Below are 26,430 nucleotides of genomic sequence, written 5' to 3' on the forward strand. Positions count from 1 at the left end.
ATCAGGGCTTGTTGAGTCCCGGTCGATCGCACGATCTTCTTTTACTTACAAGCTGTCGCGCTTGGGGCGGGATTTACAATCCCGTCGACTCATGCGTGTGCGTTTTGGTTATAATGTTCCGTTCGGGGTCAACCCTGCCTGGATGCGTCCGGGCGGGACCAGGCGGGCGGCCGGGGCACCAGTCCGCGGGCACACCATCGGTGTGTTCGGCACCGGTGAACGGCGGTTCCGGTCGCGGGGTCGATCCCGCGCCGCCTCGGCGGTGGGGGCTGGCCGGGGGGAAGGAGCGGGAGTAAGGGAGCATGTCGGTCGGCGTGTCGTTGGATCAGCAGTGGGCGCGCATTCGCGGACGCCTGAAGGAAGAGGTCGGCGAGATCGCCTACCGGAGCTGGCTTCAGCCGCTGTCCGTCGCCAGCCTTGTCGGCGGCGAGGTGTGCATCGTCGTGCCCACGCGCTTCATGCGCGATTGGGTGCTGACCCACTATGCCGACCGCATCCGCGCCCTCTGGTCCGGCGAGAATCCGGAAGTCCAGTCGATCGACGTCATCGTCGCCTCCACCAACCCGCCGGCGGCGCTGGTCGCCGACAATGACGACATCGACGACGACCGCCCCGCTCCGGCACCCCGTGCCGCGGAGTCCCGTTCCGCCGAGTCGCGCCCGGCGCCCCGTCCGGCACCGCCCCCGCGCCCGTCCGATTTCGGCTTCTCCGCGGAACCGGCGCCGTCGACGGTCTACACCTCCGCTTCCTATGGCGGGGCGTCGGACGAGTCGCCGAACGCCATCCCGGCGATTCTGGAGGACCGGTCCGACCTGTCCGCCGCCCTCGACCCCCGCTTCACCTTCGAGAATTTCGTCGTCGGCAAGCCGAACGAGCTGGCCCATGCCGCCGCCCGGCGCGTCGCCGACGCCACCACCGTGACCTTCAACCCGCTGTTCCTCTATGGCGGGGTCGGCTTGGGCAAGACCCACCTGATGCACGCGCTGGCCTGGCAGATCCGCAAGAACGACCCGAACCGCAAGGTGCTGTACCTGTCGGCCGAGAAGTTCATGTACCAGTTCATCCGGGCGCTGCGCTTCAAGGACACGATGGCCTTCAAGCAGCAGTTCCGCTCGGTCGACGTGCTGATGATCGACGACGTGCAGTTCATCAGCGGCAAGGATTCCACGCAGGAGGAGTTCTTCCACACCTTCAACGCGCTGGTCGACCAGAACCGGCAGGTCATCATCTCCGCCGACAAGAGCCCGTCCGACCTGGAAGGCATGGAGGAGCGGCTGCGATCGCGCCTGGGTTGGGGGCTGGTCGCCGACATCCACCCGACCACCTACGAACTGCGGCTGGGCATCCTCCAGGCCAAGGCCGACGCGCTCCAGGCCAGCATTCCGATGAAGGTGCTGGAATTCCTGGCCCACAAGATCACGTCCAATGTGCGCGAACTGGAAGGGGCGCTGAACCGCATCGTCGCCCATGCCGAGCTGGTCGGCCGCTCCATCTCGCTGGAGACGACGCAGGAGGTGCTGCACGACCTGCTGCGCGCCAACGACCGCCGCGTCACCATCGACGAAATCCAGAAGCGGGTGGCGGAGCATTACAACATCCGCGTCGCCGACATGCATTCCGCCCGCCGCGCCCGCGCGGTGGCCCGCCCGCGCCAGATCGCCATGTATCTGGCCAAGCAGCTGACCGCCCGCTCCCTGCCGGAGATCGGCCGCAAGTTCGGCGGCCGCGACCACACCACGGTCATGCACGCGGTCAAGAAGGTGGACGAATTGCGCGCCACCGACCCGTCCTTCGCCGAAGACGTGGAACTGCTGCGCCGGATGCTCGAAAGCTGAAGATCGCTTGATCCGATGATCAACCGCGGCGTGTCGCCACGCCACCATCCCATCGCGTCGGGAAGTTTGCTAAGGTCCGCCCGCACGGATTCTTTGCGGACGGCATGGGTGTTGCGGTGGAAACAAATATTCTCGTCGCTGACGATTCCGAATACTTCCGCGAACAGATTCGTGCGGATCTGGAAAGCAACGGCTACCGGGTGCTGCTGGCCGAGGATGGGGCGCAGGCGCTGTCGATCTACCGCAGCCACGACATCCATATCCTGATCACCGACCTTGAAATGCCGGTGATGACGGGGCTGGAACTGTGCTGGCACGTCCGGGCCGAGGACGACCAGCACCGCACCTTCACCATCCTGATGACCGGCGACACCGAGACCGCCCGGCGGATCGAGGCTTTCGATTCCGGCGCCGACGAGTTCCTGGCGAAACCCATCGACCTGTCGATGCTGCGTGCCCGCGTGCGGGCCGGCGAGCGCATCACCCGCATGCACCGGGTGATGGTGGAGATGCTGCACACCGATTACCTGACCGGTGTCCTGAACCGCCGCTACTTCATGGAGCGGCTGGAGCAGTCCTATCGCGCCGCGAAGGAGGACGGGACCGCGCTGGCGGTCGCCATGTTCGACATCGACCATTTCAAGACGATCAACGACACCCACGGCCACACCAACGGCGACCTCGCGCTGAAGCGCTTCGCCGACCATTGCGCCGCCCAGGTACCGGACGGCGGCTTCCTCGGTCGGTTGGGCGGGGAGGAGTTCTGCCTGTGCCTGCCTGCCGGCGACCTGGAGACGGCGCTTGCGCGGGTCGAGGCGATCCGCCGCTCCACCGCCGAACTCATGGTGGAAACCGGGACCGGGGCCAGCTTCGCCTTCACCGTCAGCATCGGCATGTGCCTGGTTCAGGACACCGACTCGGTCAACGACCTGATGACCCAGGCCGACGAGGCGCTCTACTTCGCCAAGCGCAGCGGCCGCAACCGCACCGTCCTGCGCGGGGCGGAAGGGGTGACGGTCAAGGCGCGCTTTTACGTGATGTGAGGCGGCCGGGTTCAGAGCGGCCGGGCTCAGAGCGGCAGGGTCACCGTCGCGCGCAGGCCGCTCGAACTCCCGCCGCCCCCGCTCCCACCCCCAATCCCGCCGCCGCCGTCGCGGTTGGACAGGGTCACGTCGCCGCCATGGCCGCGGATGATGCTGCGGGCGGTGGACAGGCCCAGCCCGACGCCGCCGGTATCGCGCGAGCGCGAGCGTTCCAGCCGATAGAAGGGGGCGAAGACCTTCTCGAACTCCGCCTCCGGGATGCCGGGACCGTCATCGTCGATGTGGATCAGGGCTTGGCGGCCCTGACCGCCTGCCGAACCGCCGGACTGCCCGTCCATGCCCGCCCCCTCCGCCAGCCGAACGGTGAAGCCGCCGCCGTACTTGATCGCGTTGTCCATCAGGTTGGCGAAGGCTCGGCGCAACGCCACCGGGCGGCCTTCCGCCACCACATGGGCGGGACCTTCATATACGGCGCGGTGGCCGGCATCGACGCGGTCGTCGCACAGGCTCTGCAGCAGGTCGGCAAGGTCGAAGCGGACGCGCGGCTCGCGCTGGGCATCGTCGCGGGCGAAGGCCAGCGTGGCGGAGATCATCGCTTCCATCTCGTCCAGGTCGGCCAGCATCCGCCGCTGCATCTCCGGGTCGTCGACCAGCTCGGCGCGCAGGCGCAGGCGGGTGATCGGCGTGCGCAGGTCGTGGCTGATCGCCGCCAGCATCTGGGTGCGGTCGGCGACGAAGCGGGCGAGCCGCGCCTGCATCCGGTTGAAGGCGCGGGTGGCGGCGCGCAGCTCGCGCGGGCCTTCCTCGGGCAGGGGCTGGGCCTCGCCGTCGACGCTGAGCCGTTCGGCGGCGGCGGCGAATCCGGCGAGCGGTGCCGTCACCCGGCGGGCGGCCAGCAGCGAGACCAGCAGGATCACCGCCACCACCGCTCCCATCCAGAACAGGAAGCGGACGATGCCGAAGGGGCCGGCCAGCGGATCGCCGCCGGTGAAGCTCAGCCAGGACCCGTCGCCGAGCCGCACCGACAGCCGGACATGCGGACCCCAGCGCCGGTTGTCGTCGCCTCCCATGAAAGGCGGGTGATGGTGGTCGTCGTCACGGCCCCCTTCACGGGGCGGGCGCTGGACCTCGACCAGGATGTTGCGGTCGGGCGTGTCCAGCGATTCGCGCAGCCGGCGCTTCAGCCCGTCGAACCGGCCGCTGGAATAGCTCTCCGCCGGCAGCGGGGGCGGGCGGTCGGCGCGCCATTCCACACGCAGGACCGGATCGTCGATGGCGCGCACCACCCTCTCGCGGCCCGGCGGCGGGGTGCTTTCCACCAGCTGGACGATGGCGGTGATGCGCTGGACCAGCACGTTCGGCCCATGGATCGGCGGTCCCTCGCTGCGGTCGGTCAGATAGACCAGCGCGCTGATCGCCTGGGTCAGCAGCAGCGCCAGCACCACCGTCAGCGCGATGCGCGCGGCGAGGCTGTCGGGAAAGCGGAGGCCCAGGCGGCGGAAGGCGCGTCGGCGGACCGATGGGCGATGCGGCGCCTTGGGCTTTCCGGCAATGTCGTCCGGCCGGGCCGTCATGACGACACGCTGCCGCTGGTCACCGACGGAGTGAAGAGATAGCCGCCGCCGCGCACCGTCTTGATCAGGGTCGGTTCGGCCGGGTCGGGTTCGATCTTGCGGCGCAGGCGGCTGACCTGCACGTCGACGGAGCGGTCGAAGGGAACCGCCGAGCGGCCGCGCGCCAGATCCAGAAGCTGGTCGCGGGTCAGCACCCGCTGCGGATGCTCGACGAAGGCGACCAGCAGGTCGTATTCGCCGGCCGACAGCTGGACCAGCACGCCGTCGGGCGACCGCAGCTCCCGCTTGGTGAGATCCAGCGACCAGCCTTCGAAACGCAACACCGTGCCGGCCGCCGCCGGGGCGCCCGCCACCGGCGGGGCGGAGACGCGGCGCAGCACCGCCTTGATGCGGGCCAGCAATTCGCGCGGGCTGAACGGCTTCGCCAGATAATCGTCGGCGCCCATCTCCAGCCCGACGATGCGGTCGGTCTCCTCCCCCATGGCGGTCAGCATGATGACGGGGGTCTGCGCCGTCTGCGGCGCGGCGCGCAGGCGGCGGCAGAGCGACAGACCGTCCTCCCCCGGCAGCATCAGGTCCAGCACGATCAGGTCGACGCGGGCGCCGTCGAGCGTGCGCATCATCTCCGCCCCGTCCCGCACCCCGGTGACCCGGAAGCCGTGCTTGGTCAGGAACTGGGCGACGAGAGAGCGGATTTCGCGGTCGTCGTCGACGACGAGGAGGTGGGGCGTGCGGTCCATGGCTCCCATGATCGGGCGAGGGGCGTCGGGGGTGAAGGGGAAATGTGTAACGCCGGGTTACGGGAGGGCGGGCGGTTACACTCTGTTACCAAATGGCGGGTTTGCGGACATTCGGCCGCAACGTTTGGCGCCCATTGTCTGGTCATCGGGACAGCGGCGGCGATGCAGCCGGCAACGTCCCAACGGAATAAGCCCCCTCCATCCGGGGTTTAGAGAGCACCGTGATGCACGGTCCAAACACTGAGGAGTTGTCACCATGAAACGCGCCCTTCTGACGTCCGCCCTGCTGGTCGCCGGTCTCGGCGTGGCCGTTCCGGTCTTCGCTCAGGGTGGCCCGCAGCCGGGTGGTCCCAGCCCCGGCATGGGGCCCGGCGCCGGTGGACCCGACCGCCACTTCGCCCGCATGTGCGAGGACCAGGAGGCCCGTCTGGCCGGCAAGCTGGCCTATGCGGAGAAGAAGCTGAACATCACCGAACAGCAGCGCGCCGCCTGGACCAAGTTCGCCGACGCCGCCCGCTCCAGCCTGAAGCCGACGCAGGATCTGTGCGTGAAGTTCAAGGACGCCCCCCGTCCCGCCGCCCTGCCGCAGCGCCTGGAACGCGCCGAGCAGATGATGCAGGCCCACCTGCAGCAGGTCCAGACCGTCCGCCCGGCCCTGACCGACCTCTATGCCCAGCTGACGCCCGACCAGCAGAAGCAGGCCGACCGCATGCTGAACCAGGGCCCGGGCGGCCATATGGGCGGTCACATGGGCAAGCACATGGGCGGCCATCATGGCGGCTGGGGCGACCATGACGGCCCGCGCCACCACGGCATGGGTCCCGGCGGCATGGGTCCCGGAAACGGTCCGGGAAAAGCTCCGCAGGAGCAGCCCAAGAACTGACGTAACAGGAAAGGACAAGCTCCCGGCGGCGATCCCAAGCCCCCCAACGCAGCCGCCGTGAGACTAAGGGCCGCCGAACCCCCATTCGGCGGCCCTTGTCGTTTGGGGGAGATAGAGATTCCTTGCGGCATAGCAGAAGGCGATAAAGACAAGCCGCCGCTTGCATTGCGGGCTTCCGCACCCCAAAGCTTAACACCATGACGTCCTCTCACGCTTCGGCGGGCGGCGGTCTCGGGCGGGGGGGCCGTGTGGTCGCCGTGCTGGGGCCGACCAACACCGGCAAGACCTATCTGGCGATCGAGCGCATGCTCGGTCACCGGTCCGGAATGATCGGCTTTCCCCTGCGCCTGCTGGCGCGGGAGAATTACGACCGCATCGTCTCGATCAAGGGAAAGAACGCGGTCGCGCTGGTGACGGGGGAGGAGAAGATCCTGCCCCCCAACCCGTCCTATTGGGTCTGTACCGTCGAATCGATGCCGCTGGACCGCGCCGTCGATTTCCTGGCGGTGGACGAAATCCAGCTCTGCGCCGATCCGGAACGCGGCCACATCTTCACCGACCGGCTGCTGAACGCCCGCGGCATGGTCGAGACGATGGTGCTGGGCTCCGATTCGATGCAGCCGATGATCCGCCGGCTGGTGCCGAAGGCGGAGTTCATCAGCCGGCCGCGCTTCTCCCAGCTGACCTATGCCGGCTACAAGAAGCTGACGCGCCTGCCGCCGCGCTCCGCCGTCGTCGCCTTTTCCGCCACCGACGTCTATGCCATCGCCGAGATGATCCGGCGCCAGCGCGGCGGCACCGCCGTGGTGCTGGGGGCGCTCAGCCCGCGCACGCGCAACGCGCAGGTGGGGCTGTATCAGGCGGGCGAGGTCGATTATCTGGTGGCGACCGACGCCATCGGCATGGGGCTGAACATGGACGTCGACCATGTCGCCTTCGCCCGCATCGTCAAGTTCGACGGCTTCGCCCCGCGCCGGCTCAGGCCCGCCGAGGTGGCGCAGATCGCCGGCCGTGCCGGGCGGCACATGCGCGACGGCACCTTCGGCACCACCGACGAGGTGGGGGAGCTGGACGCCGATCTGGTCACCCGCGTCGAGAACCACGAGTTCGAGACGGTCAAGGCGCTGTCCTGGCGCAACAGCGACCTGCGTTTCGACACGCCGGGCTTCCTGCTGAAATCGCTGGAGGAACGGGCGCCGATCCAGGAACTGTCCCGCGTGCGCGAGGCCGACGACCATCTGGCCCTGCAGGCGCTGGTGCGCGATCCCGACATCATGGACCTCGCGCGCGGTCGCGATGCCGTGAAGCTGCTGTGGGAGGTCTGTCAGGTCCCCGACTTCCGCAAGGTGCTGTCGGATGCCCACACCAAGCTGCTCGGCCAGATCTTTCGCAGCCTGCGCGCGCCCTTACGCCGGCTGGACGACGATTGGGTGGCGAAGCAGATCGCCCGGCTCGACCGGACCGAGGGCGACATCGACGCGCTGGTCGCCCGCATCGCCCATATCCGCACCTGGACCTACATCTCCAATCGGCCGACATGGCTGAAGGACCCGCTGCACTGGCAGGAGCGCACCCGCGCCATCGAGGACCGGCTGTCCGATGCCCTGCATGAACGGCTGACCCAGCGCTTTATCGACCGCCGCTCCGCCACGCTGGCTCGCACGCTGAAGGACGGCCGCTCGCTGCTGGGCGGCGTGCGCGCCGACGGCGAGGTGGTGGTGGAGGGGCATGTGGTGGGGCGGTTGGAGGGCTTCCGCTTCGTCCCCGACGCGCCCGACCGCTCCGACGAAGCGAAGTCGCTGCTGACCGCCGCCCGCCGGGCGCTGCGCGACGAGTTGGCCAAGCGCCTGCGCGCCTTCGAGGCCGAGCCCGACGACGTTTTCACCCTTGGGCCGGACGGGGTGCTGAGCGCCGACGATCTGCCGGTGGCGCGGCTGGCCGCCGGGCCGTCGGTGCTGGCGCCGCTGGTGGTGCCGTTCGACGAGGGCATGCTGGACCAGGCCCAGCGCGAGCGCGTGCGGGCCCGGCTGGACCGCTGGCTGAAGGACCACATTGCCGCCCGGCTGAAACCGCTGTTCGCCCTCTCCGTCGCGGAGGGTCTGTCCGGCCCGGGCCGCGGGGTGGCTTTCCAGCTGGTGGAAGGGCTGGGCGTGCTGCCGCGCGCACCCGTCGCCGCCATGGTCGAACAGCTGGAGCGCGAGGACCGCAAGGCGCTGGGCAAGCTGGGCGTCCGGCTGGGCGTGTCCCACCTCTATCTGACGGCGCTCGCCAAGCCGGCAGCGGTGAGCCTGCGCGGGCTGCTGTGGGCGGTGTCGAAGGGCCATCCCTTGCCGGTTCCGATCCCGCCGCCCGGCCGCGTGTCGGTGGAAGCCCCGCCTGTCAAGGACGGCGGCGCGCCGCCCGCCTTCTGGGAAGCCATCGGCTACCCGCTGGCCGGCGGCCGGGCGTTGCGCGTGGACATGCTCGACCGGCTGGAGACGGAACTGCTGACGGCGTCCAAGTCGAACACCCCGATCCGCGAGGTGGCGCTCGGCCAGCGCGTCGGCCTGTCGGCGGAGGAACTGGGCGCGGTGCTGACCGGGCTCGGCTATGTGCGGATGGTGGCCGAGGACGGGGCGGTGACCTGGAAGCGGAAGCGGCCCTCCCGCCAGCAGCAGGCGAACCGGCAGCGGCGGGAAAAGCCGACGAACGAGGACCACCCGTTTGCCAAGCTGCGGCAGCTGTCGGGGATGTGAACCGGTTTTCTAAGGGGGTGGAATGAACGCACAATCGATCAGCGCCTTTTCCCCCTCTCCCCCCCGCTCACGCGCAAACTTCGTTTGCGCTGACGCGACAGGCGGATCGAAGATCCGCCGAAAGCGGGGAGAGGGTCGGGGTGAGGGGGATGCACAGCGTGGATTTTCACAGGAGGGCCGGGGTGCGCGATTCTTGAAGATCTCTGCAACGCGTCCCCCTCACCCTAACCCTCTCCCCGGGGGGGAGAGGGGATCTTGGACGGGGGGCGCACGATGACCGACACCGACGACTCCACCCCCGGCCGGCTGCGGATCGACAAGTGGCTTTGGTACGCGCGCTTCTTCAAGACGCGCAGCCTTGCCGCCAAGCTGTGCAACGACGGGGGCGTGCGGCTGTCGGGGGCGGTGGTGACCAAGGCGCATGCGTCGGTGAAGCCGGGCGACGTGCTGACCTTCGCCCAGGGACGGCACATCCGCGTCATCAAGGTGGTGGCGCTGGGCAGCCGCCGCGGACCGGCGCCGGAGGCTCAGGCGCTGTACGAGGATCTCGCCCCGCCGGTGCCGGAGGAGCGGCTGCAGGATCCCTACCGTGCGCCGTTCCAGCAGCCCGGCGCCGGACGCCCGACCAAGCGCGACCGGCGGGCGATCGAGGCCCTGAAGGGCGATCCGATGATGGATGGTGCGCTGCAAAATGAGACTGATTAAGCGGCGGCACCGATTGTTGCTGGAAAAAAGTGAGACCGCCTCTTAAACGGGGCGGCCACCACCCCCATGTGGGAAGGCTGGATAACCGACCAGATGCGACAAGCGAGCACGATCATGAGCGAGAAGACCCGACCTTCGAGCCTTTCCGCCACCTCCACCAAGATGCGCGGCGCCCGCGCCGCCACCGCCGTGGCGGTTGCGCTGGTGATGGCGCTGGCCGCCGGCACCGCCGACGCCCGCGCCGGCAAGAGCAGCTCCTCAGGCAGCCGCGGCAGCCGCACGACCGAGGCGCCGGCCGCCACCTCCACCGCGCCCAACGCGGTCTCGCCGATGGAGCGCTCCGCCGCCCCGGCGGCTGCTCCGGGCGTGCAGCGCCCCGGCTCGCAGGCCACCGCCCCGGCGGCGGCACCCTCGCGCGGCTTCTTCGGCGGCGGCTTCATGTCGGGCCTGATGGGCGGCCTGATCGGCGCCGGCATCGGCGCGATGCTGTTCGGCGGCGGCTTCTTCGAGGGGCTCGGCAGCTTCGCCGGCATCCTGGGCTTCATCCTGCAGATCCTGCTGGTCGTCTTCCTGGTCCGTCTGGCCATCCGCTTCTTCCGCAGCCGCTCGCAAACGGCGAACACCGCGCCGGCCGGCGGCCCGCTCGGCAACCAGATGGGCGGCGGCAACCCGGCCTATGCCGGCGGCCCGCAGGGCGGCCAGATGAACCGCGACGCGGCCGACGTCCGCTACAACCCGGTCGGTGGCACCCCGATGGGCGGCGGCAATGCCGGCCCGGCCCAGCGCCGTCAGGCTTCCGACGAGATCGGCATCCAGCCCGCGGACTTCGAGTCGTTCGAGCGTCTGCTCGTCACCGTCCAGACCGCCTACGGGCGTGAGGATGTGGACGCCCTGCGCGCCGCCACGACGCCGGAGATGCTGGCCTACTTCACCGACGACCTGACCGAGAACCGCAACCGGGGCGTGGTCAACAAGGTCAGCGACGTCCGCCTGCTGCAGGGCGATCTGGCCGAGGGCTGGCGTGAAGGGGCGCAGGAATACGCCACCGTCGCCATGCGCTTCTCGCTGATCGACACCACTGTCGACCGCGCCAGCGGCCGCGTGGTGGAGGGCAATGCCTCGCAGCCGACCGAAGCGACGGAGCTGTGGACCTTCGTCCGCCCGCGCGGCGGTCAGTGGCAGCTGTCGGCGATCCAGCAGGCCAGCTAAGGCTTGCGGGTTATAGGAATGCCAAACGCCCCGGCCAATCGGCCGGGGCGTTTTCGTTTGTGCGCTGTTTAACCGCGAAGATATCCCCTCTCCCCCCCGGGGAGAGGGTTAGGGTGAGGGGGGCGCGCGGCGAGGATCTTCAAGGATTGCGTACCCCCCGGTTTCCACCAGAGCCACGCTGTGCATCCCCCTCACCCCGACCCTCTCCCCGGGGGGGAGAGGGGGGTATGGGAGAGGGCATATCTCACCCCGTCGGCAACACCACCGCGTCCGTAGCCCGGAAGCCCAGCCGCACCGTCTCGCCGGGGACGAAGGCCGGCTCCTGGCCCAGATGCGGCATCTGCACGGTCAGCCCGCCGTCGAGGAAGGCGTTGACGAAGGCGCCCTCGAAGTCGCTGTGGCTGACGCGGGCGCTCAGGCTGTTGTCGCTCTCGCCCGCCCCCAGACGCTCCGGGGCCAGCCGTTCCGGCCGGACGAACAGGGTGGCGCGGTCGCCCGCCGCCAGTCCCCGCGGGTTGCGTCCGCGCAGACGCCCGAAGGCGGTGTCCAGCACCGCCCAGCCCTCTGCCGCCTCCGCGACCTGTCCGGAGAAGCGGTTCGACTCGCCGACGAAGGATGCGACGAAGGCGGTCTGCGGATGGTCGTAGATGGTCTTGCCGTCGCCCACCTGCTCCAGCACGCCGCGCGACATCACGCCGATCCGGTCGGACATGGTCAATGCCTCGCCCTGGTCGTGGGTGATGTAGATGAAGGTGACGCCGGTGCGCTTCTGGAGGTCACGCAGTTCCGCCCGCATGTGCTGGCGCAGCTTGAGGTCCAGTGCGGAGAGAGGCTCGTCCAGCAGCAGCACCGCCGGTTCCACCGCCAGCGCGCGGGCGATGGCGATGCGCTGGCGCTGGCCGCCGGACAGGTCGGTCACCCGCTTGTCCGCCGTGTCGGGCAGGGCCACCAGTTCCAGCAGTTCCCGCACTCGGCGCTTGCGGTCGGCGGTCGGTACGCCGCGCACCTCCAGCCCGAAACCGATGTTGTCGGCCACCGTCATCAGCGGGAACAGGGCCAGGTTCTGGAAGATCAGCGCGGTCGGCCGCTTGTTCGGCCCGATTCCCTTCATGTCCCGGCCGCCGATGCGGACGGCGCCCGCCGTCGGCTCCATGAAGCCGGAGATCATGCGCAGGATGGTGGTCTTGCCGCAGCCGGAGGGCCCCAGGAAGCTGAAGAACTCCCCGGCCCCGATGGTCAGCGACACATCGCGGACGGCGACTGTGTCGCCGAACCGCATGGTGACGTGGTCGAGTTGGACGTCTTGGCTCATGGCCCCTGCTGTATGCGGACTTATCTCCCTCTCCCCCCCGGGGAGAGGGTCGGGGTGAGGGGGAAGCATCGCGGGACCTTCGTTGAAATCCTGCCGCGCGTCCCCCTCACCCTAACCCTCTCCCCGGGGGGGAGAGGGGATCTGCACGTTATGCCGCCAGGAAGCGATCCTGGTACTCGTTGCGGATGGAGACGTACCACGCCTCCTGGATCGGCCACCACCACAGCTTCTGCAGCGCGTCGCCCGGATAGGCGTCGGCGAAGAACTGCTTGTTCAGGTCGGTCAGGTGCGCCTCGGCGCCGACCGAGGTGCTGGCGATGCCGGAATGGTTGGTGTAGAGCGCGCCGGCCTGGGGCGTGTAGAACCAGTTGATCCAGGCATAGGCGTTCTCCAGGTTCTCCGCCTTCTTCGGAATGGCGAAGCCCTCCATCCAGGCGAGCGCACCCTCCTTCGGCGCCACGAAGCGGATCGGCAGCCCTTCCTTGCGCAGCGCCACCGCGCTGCTGTCCCAGGTCTGGCCGATGACGCAGCCGTTGGTGCGGAAGGCGCCCTGGGCCTCGTTCTCGTTGGTCCAGAACTGGGCGACCGACTTCTTGTTGGCGGCGGCCACCTTCAGGATGGCGTCGAAGTTGGCGCGGGCCTTCGCCTCGTCCTTGAACTGGTCGCGGACGGGGTGGGGCAGCTTGCCCTGGCTTTCCAGCCACAGGGCGATGCCGATCAGCGAGGAATGGCCGCGCACCGTCACCTTGCCGGCGTTGGCCGGCGCCCACAGGTCGCCGTAGCTGGCGGTGCCGTAGGCCAGCGGCGCCTTCTTCATGTCGAAGGCCAGCGCCTCCGTCCCCCAGTCGGCCGGGGCGAAATAGCGCTTGGCCCCGACGACACCGCCCATCCCGGCGGAACCCTCGACCGATGACTTCAGGCAGCCCTCCCACTTCACCTTCGATTCGTCGAGCGGTTGCACCAGCTCGAACTCGACATAGTTCGGCACGCGGTCGACGGTGGGATGGATGATGTCGAAGCCGGCGCCGCCGGTGGCCTTCAACTGGTTCAGCAGCTCGTCGTTGGTGCCGTATTCGGTCAGGGTCGCCTTGACGCCGGTCTTCTTCTCGAAATCGGCCAGCATGTCCGGGCTGATGTAGCCGGCCCAGGAGAAGATCTTCACCGATCCCGACGCGGCACGTCCTTCGCGCAGCACGAAGGGACCGACCGAGGCGACGCCGGCCGCAGCCGCGGCGCTCTGCAGCAGCAGGCGGCGGGTGAAGCTCTTGGCGGCGCGCTGCGTCTCGGCGCTGGACCGCTGGGACTCGGTCTTGGCGTGATCGATCCGGGTGTTCTCGATCTTGGACATGACGTCCGGTCTCCCTGGCTCTTGCATGGCGTTTGAAGGGGTGGCGTTTGAAGGGGTGGCGTTCAGACGGGTTGGTGTCTCGGCCGGCGGCGCGGCCCCGCTCAAGGCGCAAAGTGTGCCTGAGACGAAAGCGCCCCGTCCATGCCGGAAGTCGGGCACCCGACAAACTTCATAGAGCCGTCATATCGGTCTCAGCCGCCGTTCCCGGGCGCTACTCCGCAATTGTGGACAGCGTCATTCTTTCGCCACGGTCGCGGGACAAATAATCGCCCGCCCGCCAGCGGTCTTTCGGCGAAGCGGGCGTGGGCGTATGAGGACCTTTGCGGGGGACGTTCCCCTTGGCATGACACCGACCTTACTGGGCTTTGCGAGCACGCCGTGACCGCCGACCGACCGGACCACATGACGGAGCAGCACCGGACGGGTCAGCTTTATGCCGGCCCCCGCCCTGTCCGCACCCGCGACGACCCGTCGCCGCTCGACAAGCTGTCGGCTGGCGGTATCGCCCGCAACATCGCGTCCGCCGCGCTGGCGTCGCTCGTCCGCGGAAAGCCGCGCCGCAAGGCGCCGCCGCCCTCGGCCGCCCCGCCGCCGACGCCCTACAAGCCGGTCCAGCGGCCGCGCCGCCGGTCCGGGCTGCCCCTCTTCAATCTGCCGTCCTTCACGCTGCCGTCCTTCACCTTGCCAAGGATCTCCTTGCCCAAGCTCAGCGCGCCCAAGCTCCGCTCGTCTAAGCTCCGCTCGTCCAAGCCGTCCGCCCACCGGTCCGGCGGCGCACAGCCGCCGCAGCCGCCGGCCCCGCCCGCCGGGCGTCCCGGCCGGGCGCCGCAGCCTCCCCGCAAGGGCGGGGGGTGGGGCAGGCGGCTTGTGCAGGGGGGGCTGGTCGCCGCCATCTGGTGCGGCATCGCCCTCGGCATGGTGCTGGCCTGGTTCGCGCTCGACCTGCCGGACATCTCCAAGGTGGCGCAGTTCGAACGCCGCGCTTCGATCACCGTGCTGGCCGCCGACGGGACGGAGTTCGCCCGCTTCGGCGACCTGCACGGCACGACGCTCAGCGTGCGCGACTTGCCGCCGCATCTGGTCGATGCCGTGCTGGCGATCGAGGACCGCCGCTTCTACGGCCATTTCGGCATCGACCCACTGGGTCTGGCGCGTGCCGTCTACGTCAACTGGCGCTCCGGCCGGGCGGTGCAGGGCGGGTCGACCATCACCCAGCAGCTGGCCAAGAACCTGTTCCTGACGCCGGAGAAGTCGCTGAAGCGCAAGATCCAGGAGGCGATGCTGGCGCTGTGGCTGGAGAGCCGCTTCACCAAGGACCAGATCCTCACCGCCTACCTGAATCGGGTCTATCTCGGCGCCGGCACCTTCGGGGTGGACGCCGCCGCCCGCACCTATTTCGGCAAGCCGGCGACCGAGGTCGACGTTCGCGAATCGGCGGTCCTGGCCGGCCTGCTTAAGGCGCCGTCCCGCTACGCCCCCAGTTCCAACCCCGACGAGTCGGCGGAACGGGCGCGGGTGGTGATGGCGGCGATGCTGGACGCCGGCTACCTCACCCAGGCGCAATATGAGGCGGCGCGCGCCGCCAAGCCCTCGCCCAAGCGAAAGCCGGGCGGCGACGGCCGCTATTTCGCGGACTGGGTGACCGATCTGGTGTCGGGCTTCGCCGGTCCCGACCATGGCGACGTGATCGTTCGCACCACGCTGGACCTGAAGATGCAGCGCGCCGCCGAACAGCGGATGGAGGCCCTGCTCGCCGGCCCCGGTGCCGCCGCCAATGTCCGCCAGGGCGCGCTGGTCGCCATGAGCCCCGACGGCGCGGTGCGCGCGCTGGTCGGCGGCCGCGATTACGACAGCAGCGAATTCAACCGCGCCACCCAGGCGATGCGCCAGCCGGGCTCCGCCTTCAAGCCCTTCGTCTATCTGGCGGCGCTGGAGGCCGGCTGGTCGCCCGACAGCGCGATCGAGGATGCGCCGGTCCAGCTCGGCACCTGGAGCCCCGGCAACTATGACGGCAAGTATCGCGGCACCGTCACGCTGGCCGCGGCGCTGGCCCATTCGTCCAACACGGCGACGGCGCGGCTGATCGACCGGGTCGGCACCGACCGGGTGCGGCGCATCGCGTCGAACCTCGGCATCGCCTCGCCGCTGACCCGCGACCTGTCGCTGGCGCTCGGCACCAGCGAGGTGACGCCGCTGGAACTGGTGCGCGCCTATGCCGGCATCGCCAATCGCGGCGCCCCGGTCTGGGCCTACGCCATCACCGAGATCAAGAGCCGCGACGGCATCGTGCTGTACCGGCGCCAGGGCGGCGGCGGCGGGGCGGTGGTCGATCCCGCCCATGCGGTGCAGCTGACCCAGATGATGGGCGGCGTGCTGGATTACGGCACCGGCCGCAGCGCCCGGCTGAACCGCCCGGCGGCGGCCAAGTCCGGCACCACCCAGGACTATCACGACGCCTGGTTCGTCGGCTTCACCGCCGATCTGGTCGCCGGGGTGTGGCTGGGCAACGACAACAACGACGCGATGAAGAAGGTCACCGGCGGCAGCCTGCCGGCCAAGCTGTGGCGCGACTTCATGATGGACGCCCACGCCGGCAAGCCCGCCCGACCGCTCCCCGGCCTGGACGGCGCCCCCGCCTGGAGCCCGCCGCCCGGTGCGGTGCCGCAGGGCGGCGTCCCGGTCGCCTCCGCCGAGCCGAGGTCGGGCGGCATCGGCTCCCTGATCGAAAAGATCGCCGGCACCCCCGCCACCGCGCCGCGGGTGCAGTACGACTACAGCAACAGCGGGGTGCGGTAGGGGAGCTGGCTGCGGTTGCCCCCTCCCTAACCCTCCCCCTCTTCGAGGTGGAGGGGACTGCCGCCGCTTCGCACAAGGCACCCTCTCCCGCGATCGGATCGGCCTTCGGCCGACCGAGGGGGGAGGGATGGGGAGGGGGCAACCGCAGCCGGCGCCCTACCCCCAGGTTCCCCCCACCGCCCCGACGCTGCTATACCTCCCCCGAATTTCCCCCACAGCGGACGAGACATGAAGGCGGAAGAAAGAGCGGGCGGAGCGGAATTGCTGGTGGAGGCCGCGCCTCCGCCCATCCGAGACGCCACCAATCCGCCCCTGCGCCCCCGTCCCCGCGACTCCCTCAACCCCCTGCTGACCGTCGCCGCCCCGGTGCTGGCGCTGGCCGGGAGCTTGCGCGACCGTGCTCTTGCCGACTCCCCGCGCTCTGCCGCCGCCGCGGCGCTGGAGCGGTTCGACCGCGAAGCCGCCCTCGCCGGCCTCGACCCGGACGACATCGCCGCCGCCCGTGTCGCGCTGGCCGCCACGCTGGACGATGTCGCCCGCGCCGCCGGCCATGGCGGAGCCTCGGTCGCGGAGCCCGGTGCCGGGGTGCGCTTCTTCGACCTGCTCGACGGCATGCTGGGCGACCCGCGCCGTCACCGCCACGCGCTGGAGCTGTTCTACGCCTGCCTGTCCCTGGGCTTCGAGGGGCGGTTCCGCGACAAGCCCGGCGGCGCCCATGACCTCGCCCGCCTGCGCGACGAGCTGTACCGCATCCTGCGCCGCGCCCGCGGCGACGTGGCGGCGGATCTGTCGCCGGCCTGGGCCGGGGTGGCGGAGCCGTTCCGCCCACTGGGCATCACCCTGGGCGCTGCCTTGCCCGGCTGGATCCTGTGGGCGGCGGTGGCGCTGGGCCTGTCCGGCCTCTATGTCCATCTCGCCGGCGCCCTCGACCGGCAGGCGGAGCCGGTGGCGGCACGCATCGAAGCATTGCTGCCCGACCGCCCGATCGAGATCGCGCGGATGGTTCCGCCGCCGCCGCCCACCGCCGGTCCCGCCCTGATCGCCCGCATCACCGGCCAGCTCGCCCCGGAAATCCGCATCGGCGCCGTCGAGGTCCTGGCGGGGGAGGACGGCGCCCTGGTGATCCGCATCCCCGCGGCGGCGATGTTCGCCACCGGCAGCGAGGCGGTGAAGGCCCGCCACCGCGCCATCGTGGAACGGGTGGGCCAGACCCTGGCGGCGGAGCCCGGCAGCGTCCTGGTGGTCGCCCACACCGACGACCAGACCCCGGCCACAGGCCGGCTGCCCACCGCCCGGACCCTGACCGAGGCCCGCGCCGACGCCGTGCGCAAGCTGCTTGAGCGCAGCATCGCCCCCACCCGCCTGTCGGCCGAGGGCCATGGCGACCAGGAGCCCGTCGCCCTGAACGACACGCCCGCCGGTCGCGACGCCAACCGGCGGATCGACATCCGCCTCTATCCGCAATAGGGCGCCCGCCATGGCCGATCCCCGTCCCGCAAAGGCAGGCGCCAAACCGCCCAAGCGCCGCCGCAAGCCAGCCGCCGTTCCGTCGCCGCACCGCTCCGCCCGCACCCGCTGGGCGCTGTCGCTGACCGGCGTGCTGGCGCTGGGGCTGGCCGGCTGGCTGCTGCTGCCGCGGCTGGCCGCGGCGCTGGCTCCCCATCTGCTGCCGACCGTCCAGGCCGACTGGAGCGTCCGGCTGCTGCCGCTCGTCCTGGCGCTGGCCGGCTGGGTGGCGGTCAACCGCCGCATCGATGCCCGCGAGCGCGCCGCCAACGCCCGCCTGCTGCAAGCGCTGGCCGCCACCCGCGACCCGGAGTTGAAGGCCTCGCTGGAAGAGATCGCCACGGTCCGCAAGCGGATGGACGCGGTGCTGGCGCGGCTGCGCAAGCGGCGCGGCGGCCGCTATCTCTACCAGCTGCCCTGGTATCTGGTGATCGGCGCTCCCGGTTCGGGCAAGACCACGGCGCTGACGAATGCCGGGCTGGGCGCCACCGCGGCGGACGATGGCGTGGCGGCGTCGCTGGCGGGGCCGCTGGCGGGGCTGGCCGGCACACGCAACTGCGACTGGTGGTTTACCGACCGCGCCGTTCTGATCGACACCGCCGGCCGCTACACCACCCAGGACAGCCGGCGCGCGGTGGACGGGCGGGTGTGGTCCGGCCTGCTCGACCTGCTGAAGGAGCATCGGCCGCTCCAGCCCGCCAACGGCGTCCTGCTGACGCTGAGCCTGCCGGACCTCGCCGCCTGGGACGAGGCGGAGCGGCGCAACCACGCCATCCTGATCCGCCAGCGCCTGAACGAGTTGCGCGTGCAGCTGGGCTTGCGGCTGCCGGTCTATCTGCTGCTGACCAAGGCCGACCTGCTGGACGGCTTCACCACCTTCTTCGATCCGCTGGACCGCGAGGCGCGTTCCCAAGTCTGGGGACTGACGCTGCCGGCGGACGAGCCGGACCCCGCATCAGCCGCCGGACCGTTGCCGGTGTTCCACGATCTCTATGCCGGGCTGGTGCGGCGGCTGGACGAACGGCTGCTCGACCGGCTGCACCAGGAACCGGACCTCCGCCGCCGCGGCGACGCCTTTGCCCTGCCGTTGCGCGTGGCGGAGCTGGAACCGGCGCTGGCCGACATCGTCGACACCGTCTTCGGCTCCGAACATGGGGAGGAGACACCCCGTCTGCGCGGCCTCTACCTGACCAGCGCCACCCAGACCGGCGGCGCGCTCGCCCTGCTGGAGCCCGATCCGGCCGCCGGCGCCTCCACCTATTTCCTCGACCGCCTGCTGCCCGACGTGGTCTTCCCCGAGGCCAACCTCGCCCGGATCGACCGGGCGGTGGAGCGCGCCCGCCGCCGCCGGAGCGCGCTGTCCGCCGCCGCCGCGCTGATGCTCGGCCTTCTGGTCGGCGGCTGGTGGCTGGTCAGCGCCCGCGGCAACGCCGCCCTGCTGGAGCGCGCCGATGCCGGGGCCGCGGCGGTGGAGGCGGCGCTGCGCCCGCTCGACACGCCGCCGCGCTTCCTGATCCGCGTCGACGACGCCGACCCGGCGGCGATCCTGCCGGCGCTGGACGCCCTGCGCGCCCTGCCGCTGGCCTTCGACGCGGCGCACGGCTGGGCCGAGCCCGCGCTGGCCGGCGGCCTGTATCAGGGCGGGCGCATCGCCGGCCCGGCGCAGGAGGTCTACCGCCGCGCCCTGCGCACCCAATTCCTCGCCCGCATCGCCCTGCGGCTGGAGGAGCGGCTGCGCGCCGACTGGGCCTTGCCCGACCAGCTGCGCCGGACCCTGCGCATCTACCGCATGGTCGGCGGGGCGGAGCCGATGGATGCCGGCGCGCTGGCGGAATGGGTGGCGCTGGACTGGCAGCGCACGCTGCCCGGCCCGGCCAACGAGGCACGCCGCCGCGCGCTGGGCGACCATCTGGCCGCCCTGTTCGCCGTCGGCTTCGCCCCCGTCCCGCCCGACGAGGCGCTGGTCGCCCGTGTCGAGGAGGTGCTGGCCCAATCCGCTTCCCATCCGATAGCCCCGCCCATGGTCCAGCCCACGCCTCAAAACGATCGGGCCGCGCCGCCATGATGGGATCGTTCGGCACGCCGCGCGGCGCCGATCCGGTGATGGGCTTCCACGGCAAGGTTCCGGCGCGCGGCGATTTCGTCGGCCACGGCCTGCCGGCGGCGGTTCTCGGCCCCTGGGACCGCTGGCTGTCGGCCGCCTTGGGCGAGGCCGGGCGGCGGCTGGGCGGCGAGTGGGACCCGCTGTTCGCTCAAGGTCCGGTCTGGCGCTTCGCCCTATCCGCCGGCCTGTGCGGCGCCGCCCCGCTGGTGGGGGTGTGGATGCCCAGCGCCGACCGGGTCGGCCGCCCTTATCCTTTCACCATCGCCGCCGGCCTGCCCGCCGGCTTCGATATCGCCGACGCCCCCGCCGCCTGTGCCGCGTGGCTGTCCCGTGCCGAAGCGCTGGCGGCGGACGCCTGCCGCGCCGGTGCCGACGTGGAGGGGCTGCCGGCCCGCCTCGCCATCCTCGGCCGTCCGGAGCCGGAGCGCGTCAGCCCCGCCACCCGCGCCCTGCTGAACCGGCTGTCCGGACCTCTGGGTGAGGATGCCAGCCTGTGGTGGACCCGCGGCGCCGGCCGCGTCGCCCCGTCGCTGCTGTCCTGTTCCGGCCTCCCCGCCGGCCCGCGCCTGACCGCCTTCCTCGACGGCGCCTGGGACCGCTGGGGCTGGGAGAATGCCGGCGAGGGGTAGGGGGAGTGTGCATCCCGGGTCCAACGCCCCGGATCGAAAGGCTGTAGCGGAGCGGCAATTCCCGGTATGGTGCGGCGATCTTTTCGTGTTTCCGCCGTCCCCTGGAGCCGCAGCGATGACCGACACCCCCGCCCCGACCCTGATCGAAGCGGCCAAGCGTTTCCGCAGCAACGATCTGGCGGGGGCGGAGGAGGTCTGCCGGGCGATCCTGGCGACGGATCCGCACAATGCCCAGGCGCTGCATCTGCTGGGGCTGGTCGCCGCCCACACCGACCATCCCGACTATGCGCTGACCCTGTTCGCCCAGGCCATCGCGGAGAACGGCAACGACCCGTCCTTCCACAACAGCCGCGGCAGCCTGCTCTTCCAGCAGGGCCGTGCGGCGGAGGCGGAGGAGTCCTTCCGCGCCGGCCTCGCCATCAACACGCGCCTGCCGGAACTGCACGGCAATCTCGGCAACGCCCTGAAGGTGCAGACGAGGCTGGAAGAGGCGGCGGACTGCTTCCGCACCGCGCTGGACCTCCGGCCCGAGTCGCCGGAGATGCACCATTTCCTCGCCGCCACCCTGCGCGAGCTGGGCGAGCTGGAGGAGGCGGAGCAGCATTTCCGCATCGCGCTGGAGCAGGCCCCCGACTATCTCGACGTCCACTACAGCCTGGCCGAACTGCTCTCCACCCGCGGCCGGCTGGCGGAGGCGGAAGCGGAGTTCCGCGTCGTGCTGGCCGCCGCCCCGCGCTTCGTCCCGGCCCAGGTCGGGCTCGCCCATGTTCTGCAGAGCCTGGACCGCGCGGCGGAAGCCATCGAGGTGATCGAGGCGGCGCGCGAGCAGGCGCCCGACCACCCGATGGTGAAGTTCACCCGCCGGCTGATCTATTCCAACGCGGTGCCCGGCTGGCACCTGCCGATGATCAACGATTTCGAGCGCAACGAGGCCTACAAGCAGTCGCTGGAACGGGCGGTGAAGCCCGGTCAGCTGGTGCTGGAGATCGGCACCGGCTCCGGCATCGTCGCCATGATGGCGGCGCGCGCAGGCGCGAAGAAGGTGGTGACCTGCGAGGTCAACCCGATCCTGGCCCGCGTCGCCAAGGAAACGGTGGCGCGCAACGGCTATGCCGACCGCATCGACGTGGTGCCGCGCCTGTCCACCCAGCTGACGGTGGGGGAGGGCGGCGACCTGCCGGAGAAGGCCGACGTCTTCGTGTCGGAGCTGATCAACATCGGCATGCTGGCCCCGCGCATGCTGTCGGTGCTGCAGCATGCCCGCACCCATCTGGTGAAGCCGGGCGGCGCCATCATCCCGCGCGCCTCCACCGTCTACGCTGTGCTGGTGGAGACGCCGGAACTGGCCCGCATCAACCCGGTGGAGACCATCGACGGCTTCGACATGGGCAGCTTCGACGTCTTCCGCTCCCCCGGCTACCAGCAGATCGACCTCGGCGCCGACGCCCATACGCCGCTGTCCAAGCCCTTCACCGCGCTGGATTTCGACTTCACCCGCAACATGCCGGAGGAGGGCGAGCGGGTGATCGACGTGACCATCGTCACCGCCGGCACCTGTCACGGCGTCGCCTTCTGGTTCGACCTCTTCATGGACGACGAGGTGGTCTACAAGTCGGAAAGCCGCGCCCGCACCAACCACTGGAAGCAGGCGATGACCTTCCTGGAAAAGCCGATCGCCCTGTCGGCCGGCGACCGCCTGCGCATCGTCGCCCGCTACGACAACAACCAGATCTCCTTCGGGATCGACGGGTTGATGGGGGGTGAGGGCGTTTGAGCGAGATCGCCCCCTCCAGACGCGCCATCGCGTCCTGGTGTCTCTACGACTGGGCGAACTCCGCCTACAACACCATCATCACCACCTTCGTCTTCTCGGTCTATTTCGCCCGCGGCGTGGTCGGCGACCCGGTGGAGGGAACCGCGCGCTGGGGTGCCGCCATGACCGCGGCGGGCGTCGCCATAGCGCTGCTCAGCCCGGTCCTGGGCGCCATCGCCGACCGGGCGGGGCGGCGCAAGCCCTGGATGGCGCTGTTCACAGGGCTGACCGTGGCCTTCACCGTGGCGCTCTGGTGGGTCAGGCCCGATCCGGCCGATGCCGCCTTCGCGCTCATCTGCGTGGTGATCGCCACGGTGTCGTTCGAACTGGCGAACGTCTTCTACAACGCCACCCTGCCGGGGCTGGTGCCGCCGCGGCTGCTGGGCCGGGTGTCGGGCTGGGGTTGGGGCATCGGTTATTTCGGCGGGCTGACCTGCCTCGTCCTGGCGCTGGTCGGCTTCGTCCAGGCGCCGGCCCCGCTGTTCGGTCTCTTCGGACTGCAATGGGCGGATTGGGGTGAGCAGGCCAATATCCGCGCCACAGCGCTGTTGGCCGCGGTGTGGTACGGCGTCTTCGCTCTGCCTTATTTCCTATGGGTGCCGGACGAACCCTCCACCGGGCAGGGCCTATTGCGTGCGGCACGGGAGGGGGTGGCGACGCTGGTCGCCACGTTGCGCGAGGCCCGGCGCTACCGCCAGGTGATGCGCTTCCTGATCGCCAGCGCCTTCTATCGCGACGGCATCAACACCATCACCGCCTTCGGTGGCATCTACGCCGCCGGCACCTTCGGCATGAGTTTCGAGGAGATCCTGGTCTTCGCCATCGTGCTGAACGTGGTGGCGGGGGCGGGAGCCATCGGCTTCGCCTGGATGGACGACCGGGCGGGGGCCAAGCGGGTGATCCTGATCGCGCTGGCCGGCATGTCGTTCTGCAGCGTGCCGCTGCTGCTGGCGACGGACCGGCTGTGGTTCTGGGTCTTCGCGCTGGGTCTGGGACTGTTCTTCGGACCGGCCCAGGCGGCCGGGCGGTCGATGATGGCGCGGCTGGCCCCGCCGGGCATGGCGGGCGAGATGTTCGGGCTCTACAGCCTGACCGGACGCTTCGCCGGCTTCTTCGGACCGCTGCTGTTCGGGCTGGCGACCCAGGCCTTCGCCAGCCAGCGCGTCGGCATGGCGACGGTTCTCGCTTTCTTCGTGATCGGATTCGGGCTTATGCTGGCGGTTCGCGAACCGGCCCGTTAAAAAGGCCGCGTCAAAGCGCCGCACATGAGATCATTCGAGGGCAGAGCTGTTACCTTCGTTTTTGCTGCGACGCACAAAAGTCGAAGCCGAGGGGTACGGACCATGCTGCACATCAACGATATCGAAGCCTTCGCCCGCATCAACGAGGCGCTCAACGACGACGCCGGCACCGGGCAGGCCGATCATGCCGGCCACGACACCGCCGGCCCGGCCCATCCCGCGCTGGTGATGGCGATGCTGGCGACCGGCCGCCTTCCGCTGTCCGCCGTTTCCAATTCAGCCGTTTCCAAATCGGCCGACCCGCTGTCGCCCTGGGGCAAGATGCCCCGCCGCTCCTGACGGTCACAACAACGACAGCTGGTCCCCGGCGGCCGGCGGCACCCGGAAGCGGCTGCAGTCGAGCTTCCAGTTCCGATCGCCCAGCCCATGCTTCCGGCAGGCCAGCTTGAAGCGGTGGCGCAGGAGCTCGGCGTAGGGACCGGTACCCTTCATCCGCGTGCCGAAGCCGGAGCGGTACAGCGCGCCGTCGCGGCTCTGCCGCATCAGGCTCAGCACGCGGTCGGCGCGGTTGGGGACGTGGGTGCGCAACCACTCCTCGAACAGGGCGGCGATCTCCAGCGGCAGACGCAGCAGGATGTAGCTGGCCGCACTCGCCCCTGCGCCGGCCGCCGCTTCCAGGATCGCCTCCAACTCGTGGTCGTTCAGCGCCGGGATCATCGGGCTGGCGAGCACCGCCACCGGAACACCGGCTTCCGCCAGGGTGCGGATGGCCTCCAGCCGGCGCGGCGGGGTGCTGGCCCGCGGCTCCATCACGCGGGCGAGGTCGCGGTCCAGCGTGGTGACGGAGATCGCCACCGAGGCCAATCCGCTCGCCGCCATCGGCACCAGGATGTCGAGGTCGCGCAGGACCAGCGCCGATTTGGTGATGATGCTGACCGGCTGGTTGAAGTCGCGGCAGACCTCCAGCACACGCCGGGTGATGCCCTCCGTCCGCTCGACCGGCTGGTAGGCATCGGTGTTGGCGCCCAAGGCCAGCGGTTGGCACACATAGGATTTCGCCCGCAGCTCCTTCGCCAGCAGCTCCGCCGCGTTGCGCTTGGCGAACAGCTTCGTCTCGAAATCCAGCCCCGGCGACAGGTTCAGATAGGCATGGGTCGGCCGGGCGAAGCAGTAGATGCAGGCGTGCTCACAGCCCTGGTACGGGTTCACCGACTGGTCGAAGGCGACGTCGGGCGACTGGTTGCGGGCGATGATCGACTTGGCCGAGGCCGGGGAGACGGTGGTGCGCACCGGATCGGGCAGCGCCTCGTTCCCGCCCGACGCGTAGCCGGTCCAGCCGTCGTCGGTCAGGACGCGGGTCTCGCGCTCGAAGCGGCCGGTGGCATTGCTCACCGCACCCCGGCCCTTGATCGGCGGTCGCTTGATCTCATCCATGCCGGCAGCTTAGCCGCGGCCGATTAGAACGTAAAGCGAACAAAACGCTATCGGTGCTTGCTTCGGTGAACATACCCAGCAAACATAAAGATATCTTTATGCTTGCATGGTTCCGGAACCGCTGATACACCCTTCGCCAATTACAGCGGCAGGGCCGGGGATCCGGCGCGCCTGAATCTCCGCTGCCCGAACCGTCACCGCCCACCAGGAGTCATCCCTCATGGCCGCCGAATTCACGGACTACAAGGTCAAGGACATCAGCCTCGCGAGCTGGGGCCGCAAGGAGATCACCATCGCCGAGACCGAGATGCCGGGCCTGATGGCCCTGCGGTCCGAGTTCGGCGACGCCAAGCCGCTGGCCGGCGCCCGCATCGTCGGCTGCCTGCACATGACCATCCAGACCGCCGTGCTGATCGAGACGCTGACCGCGCTCGGCGCCACCGTGCGCTGGTCGTCCTGCAACATCTTCTCCACCCAGGACCAGGCCGCCGCCGCCATCGCCGCCGCCGGCATCCCGGTCTTCGCCTGGAAGGGCGAGACGGAGGAGGAGTTCTGGTGGTGCATCGAGCAGACCCTGCGCGGCCCCGATGGCTGGACCCCGAACATGATCCTGGACGATGGCGGCGACGTCACCCAGATCATGCACGACAAGTATCCGGAGATGCTGGACGGCGTCCGCGGCCTGTCGGAAGAGACCACCACCGGCGTGCATCGCCTGTATGAGATGATGAAGAAGGGCACGCTGAAGGTTCCGGCCATCAACGTGAACGACAGCGTCACCAAGTCGAAGTTCGACAACCTCTACGGCTGCCGCGAGTCGCTGGTCGACGGCATCAAGCGCGCCACCGACGTCATGGTCGCCGGCAAGGTCGCCGTGGTCGCCGGCTATGGCGACGTGGGCAAGGGCTCGGCCGCCAGCCTGCGCTCGCAGGGTGCCCGCGTTCTGGTGACGGAGATCGACCCGATCAACGCCCTGCAGGCCGCCATGGAAGGCTATCAGGTCGTGACGATGGAAGATGCCGCTCCGCAGGGCGACATCTTCGTCACGGCGACCGGCAACGTCGACGTCATCACGATCGACCACATGCGGGCCATGAAGGACCGCGCCATCGTCTGCAACATCGGCCACTTCGACAGCGAGATCCAGATCGACGCCCTGCGCAATCTGGTCTGGGAAGAGGTGAAGCCGCAGGTCGACGAGGTCGTGTTCCCCGACGGCAAGCGCCTGATCGTGCTGGCCCAGGGCCGTCTGGTCAATCTGGGCTGCGCCACCGGCCACCCCAGCTTCGTGATGAGCGCCAGCTTCACCAATCAGGTGCTGGCCCAGATCGAGCTGTGGACCAACGCCGCCAACTACGAGAACAAGGTCTACGTCCTGCCCAAGCACCTGGACGAGAAGGTCGCCCGCCTGCATCTGGAGAAGATCGGCGCCAAGCTGACCACCCTGACCGACAAGCAGGCCGCCTACATCAGCGTGCCGACCGCCGGCCCGTACAAGCCGGACCACTACCGCTACTAAGCGG

The 26,430-nt window shown here is 70.1% G+C and carries 19 protein-coding genes; 14 read left to right on the forward strand and 5 right to left on the reverse strand.

Features of this window, described 5'->3' with window-relative positions:
* Window positions 1-302: 302 nt before the first annotated feature.
* Window positions 303-1,835: a chromosomal replication initiator protein DnaA gene (gene dnaA, locus VD964_RS06495; protein WP_324866754.1), complete on the forward strand. Its 1,533-nt coding sequence runs from the start codon at window positions 303-305 to the stop codon at window positions 1,833-1,835.
* A 116-nt stretch (window positions 1,836-1,951) separates the two neighbouring features.
* Entirely contained in the window at window positions 1,952-2,878 is a 927-nt protein-coding gene (locus tag VD964_RS06500; protein ID WP_310118876.1) for a diguanylate cyclase, read from the forward strand.
* Between the two features lie 26 nt (window positions 2,879-2,904).
* On the opposite strand, the gene VD964_RS06505 is transcribed toward VD964_RS06500, so the two are convergent.
* Both VD964_RS06505 and VD964_RS06510 read right to left on the reverse strand, forming a co-directional pair.
* Entirely contained in the window at window positions 2,905-4,452 is a 1,548-nt protein-coding gene (locus tag VD964_RS06505) for an ATP-binding protein (RefSeq protein WP_324866759.1), read from the reverse strand.
* Window positions 4,449-5,192, reverse strand: coding sequence for a response regulator (locus tag VD964_RS06510; protein WP_324866761.1), 744 nt, complete (start codon window positions 5,190-5,192; stop codon window positions 4,449-4,451). The genes VD964_RS06505 and VD964_RS06510 overlap by 4 nt, the downstream gene beginning before the upstream one ends.
* Window positions 5,193-5,448: 256 nt before the next feature.
* On the opposite strand from VD964_RS06510, the gene VD964_RS06515 reads away from it, so the two are divergent.
* From VD964_RS06515 to VD964_RS06530, 4 genes are all read left to right on the forward strand, one after another.
* Window positions 5,449-6,075, forward strand: coding sequence for a Spy/CpxP family protein refolding chaperone (locus tag VD964_RS06515; RefSeq protein WP_324866763.1), 627 nt, complete (start codon window positions 5,449-5,451; stop codon window positions 6,073-6,075).
* 197 nt (window positions 6,076-6,272) lie between these two features.
* The gene (locus VD964_RS06520) at window positions 6,273-8,810 is read left to right on the forward strand and encodes a helicase-related protein (protein ID WP_324866766.1); all 2,538 of its coding nucleotides are present in this window, start codon (window positions 6,273-6,275) and stop codon (window positions 8,808-8,810) included.
* 273 nt (window positions 8,811-9,083) lie between these two features.
* Window positions 9,084-9,515 carry an RNA-binding S4 domain-containing protein gene (locus VD964_RS06525; RefSeq protein ID WP_324866768.1) on the forward strand — a complete coding sequence of 144 codons (432 nt, stop codon included), beginning with the start codon at window positions 9,084-9,086 and terminating at the stop codon, window positions 9,513-9,515.
* Window positions 9,516-9,629: 114 nt separating this feature from the next.
* Complete coding sequence (locus VD964_RS06530; RefSeq protein WP_324866770.1) at window positions 9,630-10,724, forward strand: Tim44 domain-containing protein; 1,095 nt, start codon at window positions 9,630-9,632, stop codon at window positions 10,722-10,724.
* A 244-nt stretch (window positions 10,725-10,968) separates the two neighbouring features.
* On the opposite strand, the gene VD964_RS06535 is transcribed toward VD964_RS06530, so the two are convergent.
* The gene (locus VD964_RS06535; RefSeq protein WP_324866772.1) at window positions 10,969-12,036 is read right to left on the reverse strand and encodes an ABC transporter ATP-binding protein; all 1,068 of its coding nucleotides are present in this window, start codon (window positions 12,034-12,036) and stop codon (window positions 10,969-10,971) included.
* A 148-nt stretch (window positions 12,037-12,184) separates the two neighbouring features.
* The gene (locus VD964_RS06540; RefSeq protein ID WP_324866774.1) at window positions 12,185-13,384 is read right to left on the reverse strand and encodes an extracellular solute-binding protein; all 1,200 of its coding nucleotides are present in this window, start codon (window positions 13,382-13,384) and stop codon (window positions 12,185-12,187) included.
* A gap of 378 nt (window positions 13,385-13,762) precedes the next feature.
* Between VD964_RS06540 and VD964_RS06545 the strand changes: the two genes are divergently transcribed.
* The 7 genes from VD964_RS06545 to VD964_RS06575 all read left to right on the forward strand — a co-directional run bounded on the left by VD964_RS06545 (window position 13,763) and on the right by VD964_RS06575 (window position 23,812).
* Entirely contained in the window at window positions 13,763-16,180 is a 2,418-nt protein-coding gene (locus VD964_RS06545) for a penicillin-binding protein 1A (RefSeq protein ID WP_324866776.1), read from the forward strand.
* Between the two features lie 228 nt (window positions 16,181-16,408).
* Complete coding sequence (gene icmH, locus VD964_RS06550) at window positions 16,409-17,647, forward strand: type IVB secretion system protein IcmH/DotU (protein WP_324866778.1); 1,239 nt, start codon at window positions 16,409-16,411, stop codon at window positions 17,645-17,647.
* Window positions 17,648-17,657: 10 nt separating this feature from the next.
* Window positions 17,658-19,751: a type VI secretion system membrane subunit TssM gene (gene tssM, locus VD964_RS06555; protein ID WP_324866780.1), complete on the forward strand. Its 2,094-nt coding sequence runs from the start codon at window positions 17,658-17,660 to the stop codon at window positions 19,749-19,751.
* Window positions 19,748-20,419, forward strand: coding sequence for a type VI secretion system-associated protein TagF (tagF, locus tag VD964_RS06560; RefSeq protein ID WP_324866783.1), 672 nt, complete (start codon window positions 19,748-19,750; stop codon window positions 20,417-20,419). Before tssM ends, tagF begins: the two co-directional genes overlap by 4 nt.
* A 115-nt stretch (window positions 20,420-20,534) precedes the next feature.
* Window positions 20,535-22,193 carry a protein arginine N-methyltransferase gene (locus VD964_RS06565; RefSeq protein ID WP_324866785.1) on the forward strand — a complete coding sequence of 553 codons (1,659 nt, stop codon included), beginning with the start codon at window positions 20,535-20,537 and terminating at the stop codon, window positions 22,191-22,193.
* The gene (locus tag VD964_RS06570) at window positions 22,190-23,473 is read left to right on the forward strand and encodes an MFS transporter (RefSeq protein WP_324866787.1); all 1,284 of its coding nucleotides are present in this window, start codon (window positions 22,190-22,192) and stop codon (window positions 23,471-23,473) included. The genes VD964_RS06565 and VD964_RS06570 overlap by 4 nt, the downstream gene beginning before the upstream one ends.
* Window positions 23,474-23,575: 102 nt before the next feature.
* Window positions 23,576-23,812 (forward strand): hypothetical protein, encoded by a 237-nt coding sequence (locus tag VD964_RS06575; RefSeq protein WP_324866790.1) that lies wholly within the window; start codon window positions 23,576-23,578, stop codon window positions 23,810-23,812.
* A gap of 3 nt (window positions 23,813-23,815) precedes the next feature.
* On the opposite strand, the gene VD964_RS06580 is transcribed toward VD964_RS06575, so the two are convergent.
* Window positions 23,816-24,907 carry a PA0069 family radical SAM protein gene (locus VD964_RS06580; RefSeq protein ID WP_324866792.1) on the reverse strand — a complete coding sequence of 364 codons (1,092 nt, stop codon included), beginning with the start codon at window positions 24,905-24,907 and terminating at the stop codon, window positions 23,816-23,818.
* 220 nt (window positions 24,908-25,127) lie between these two features.
* On the opposite strand from VD964_RS06580, the gene ahcY reads away from it, so the two are divergent.
* Window positions 25,128-26,426 carry an adenosylhomocysteinase gene (gene ahcY, locus VD964_RS06585; protein WP_324866794.1) on the forward strand — a complete coding sequence of 433 codons (1,299 nt, stop codon included), beginning with the start codon at window positions 25,128-25,130 and terminating at the stop codon, window positions 26,424-26,426.
* Window positions 26,427-26,430: the final 4 nt, after the last annotated feature.

It is taken from the genome of Azospirillum sp. (assembly GCF_035628975.1).
In the GTDB taxonomy this organism is placed as follows: Bacteria; Pseudomonadota; Alphaproteobacteria; order Azospirillales; family Azospirillaceae; genus Azospirillum.

Excerpts from the sequence above, each read along its gene's own strand:
- dnaA (WP_324866754.1), top strand. The coding sequence starts at position 303 with ATGTCGGTCGGCGTGTCGTTGGATCAGCAGTGGGCGCGCATTCGCGGA.
- VD964_RS06505 (WP_324866759.1), bottom strand. The coding sequence starts at position 4,452 with ATGACGGCCCGGCCGGACGACATTGCCGGAAAGCCCAAGGCGCCGCAT.
- VD964_RS06510 (WP_324866761.1), bottom strand. The coding sequence starts at position 5,192 with ATGGACCGCACGCCCCACCTCCTCGTCGTCGACGACGACCGCGAAATC.
- VD964_RS06515 (WP_324866763.1), top strand. The coding sequence starts at position 5,449 with ATGAAACGCGCCCTTCTGACGTCCGCCCTGCTGGTCGCCGGTCTCGGC.
- VD964_RS06520 (WP_324866766.1), top strand. The coding sequence starts at position 6,273 with ATGACGTCCTCTCACGCTTCGGCGGGCGGCGGTCTCGGGCGGGGGGGC.
- VD964_RS06525 (WP_324866768.1), top strand. The coding sequence starts at position 9,084 with ATGACCGACACCGACGACTCCACCCCCGGCCGGCTGCGGATCGACAAG.
- VD964_RS06530 (WP_324866770.1), top strand. The coding sequence starts at position 9,630 with ATGAGCGAGAAGACCCGACCTTCGAGCCTTTCCGCCACCTCCACCAAG.
- VD964_RS06535 (WP_324866772.1), bottom strand. The coding sequence starts at position 12,036 with ATGAGCCAAGACGTCCAACTCGACCACGTCACCATGCGGTTCGGCGAC.
- VD964_RS06540 (WP_324866774.1), bottom strand. The coding sequence starts at position 13,384 with ATGTCCAAGATCGAGAACACCCGGATCGATCACGCCAAGACCGAGTCC.
- icmH (WP_324866778.1), top strand. The coding sequence starts at position 16,409 with ATGAAGGCGGAAGAAAGAGCGGGCGGAGCGGAATTGCTGGTGGAGGCC.
- tssM (WP_324866780.1), top strand. The coding sequence starts at position 17,658 with ATGGCCGATCCCCGTCCCGCAAAGGCAGGCGCCAAACCGCCCAAGCGC.
- tagF (WP_324866783.1), top strand. The coding sequence starts at position 19,748 with ATGATGGGATCGTTCGGCACGCCGCGCGGCGCCGATCCGGTGATGGGC.
- VD964_RS06565 (WP_324866785.1), top strand. The coding sequence starts at position 20,535 with ATGACCGACACCCCCGCCCCGACCCTGATCGAAGCGGCCAAGCGTTTC.
- VD964_RS06575 (WP_324866790.1), top strand. The coding sequence starts at position 23,576 with ATGCTGCACATCAACGATATCGAAGCCTTCGCCCGCATCAACGAGGCG.
- VD964_RS06580 (WP_324866792.1), bottom strand. The coding sequence starts at position 24,907 with ATGGATGAGATCAAGCGACCGCCGATCAAGGGCCGGGGTGCGGTGAGC.
- ahcY (WP_324866794.1), top strand. The coding sequence starts at position 25,128 with ATGGCCGCCGAATTCACGGACTACAAGGTCAAGGACATCAGCCTCGCG.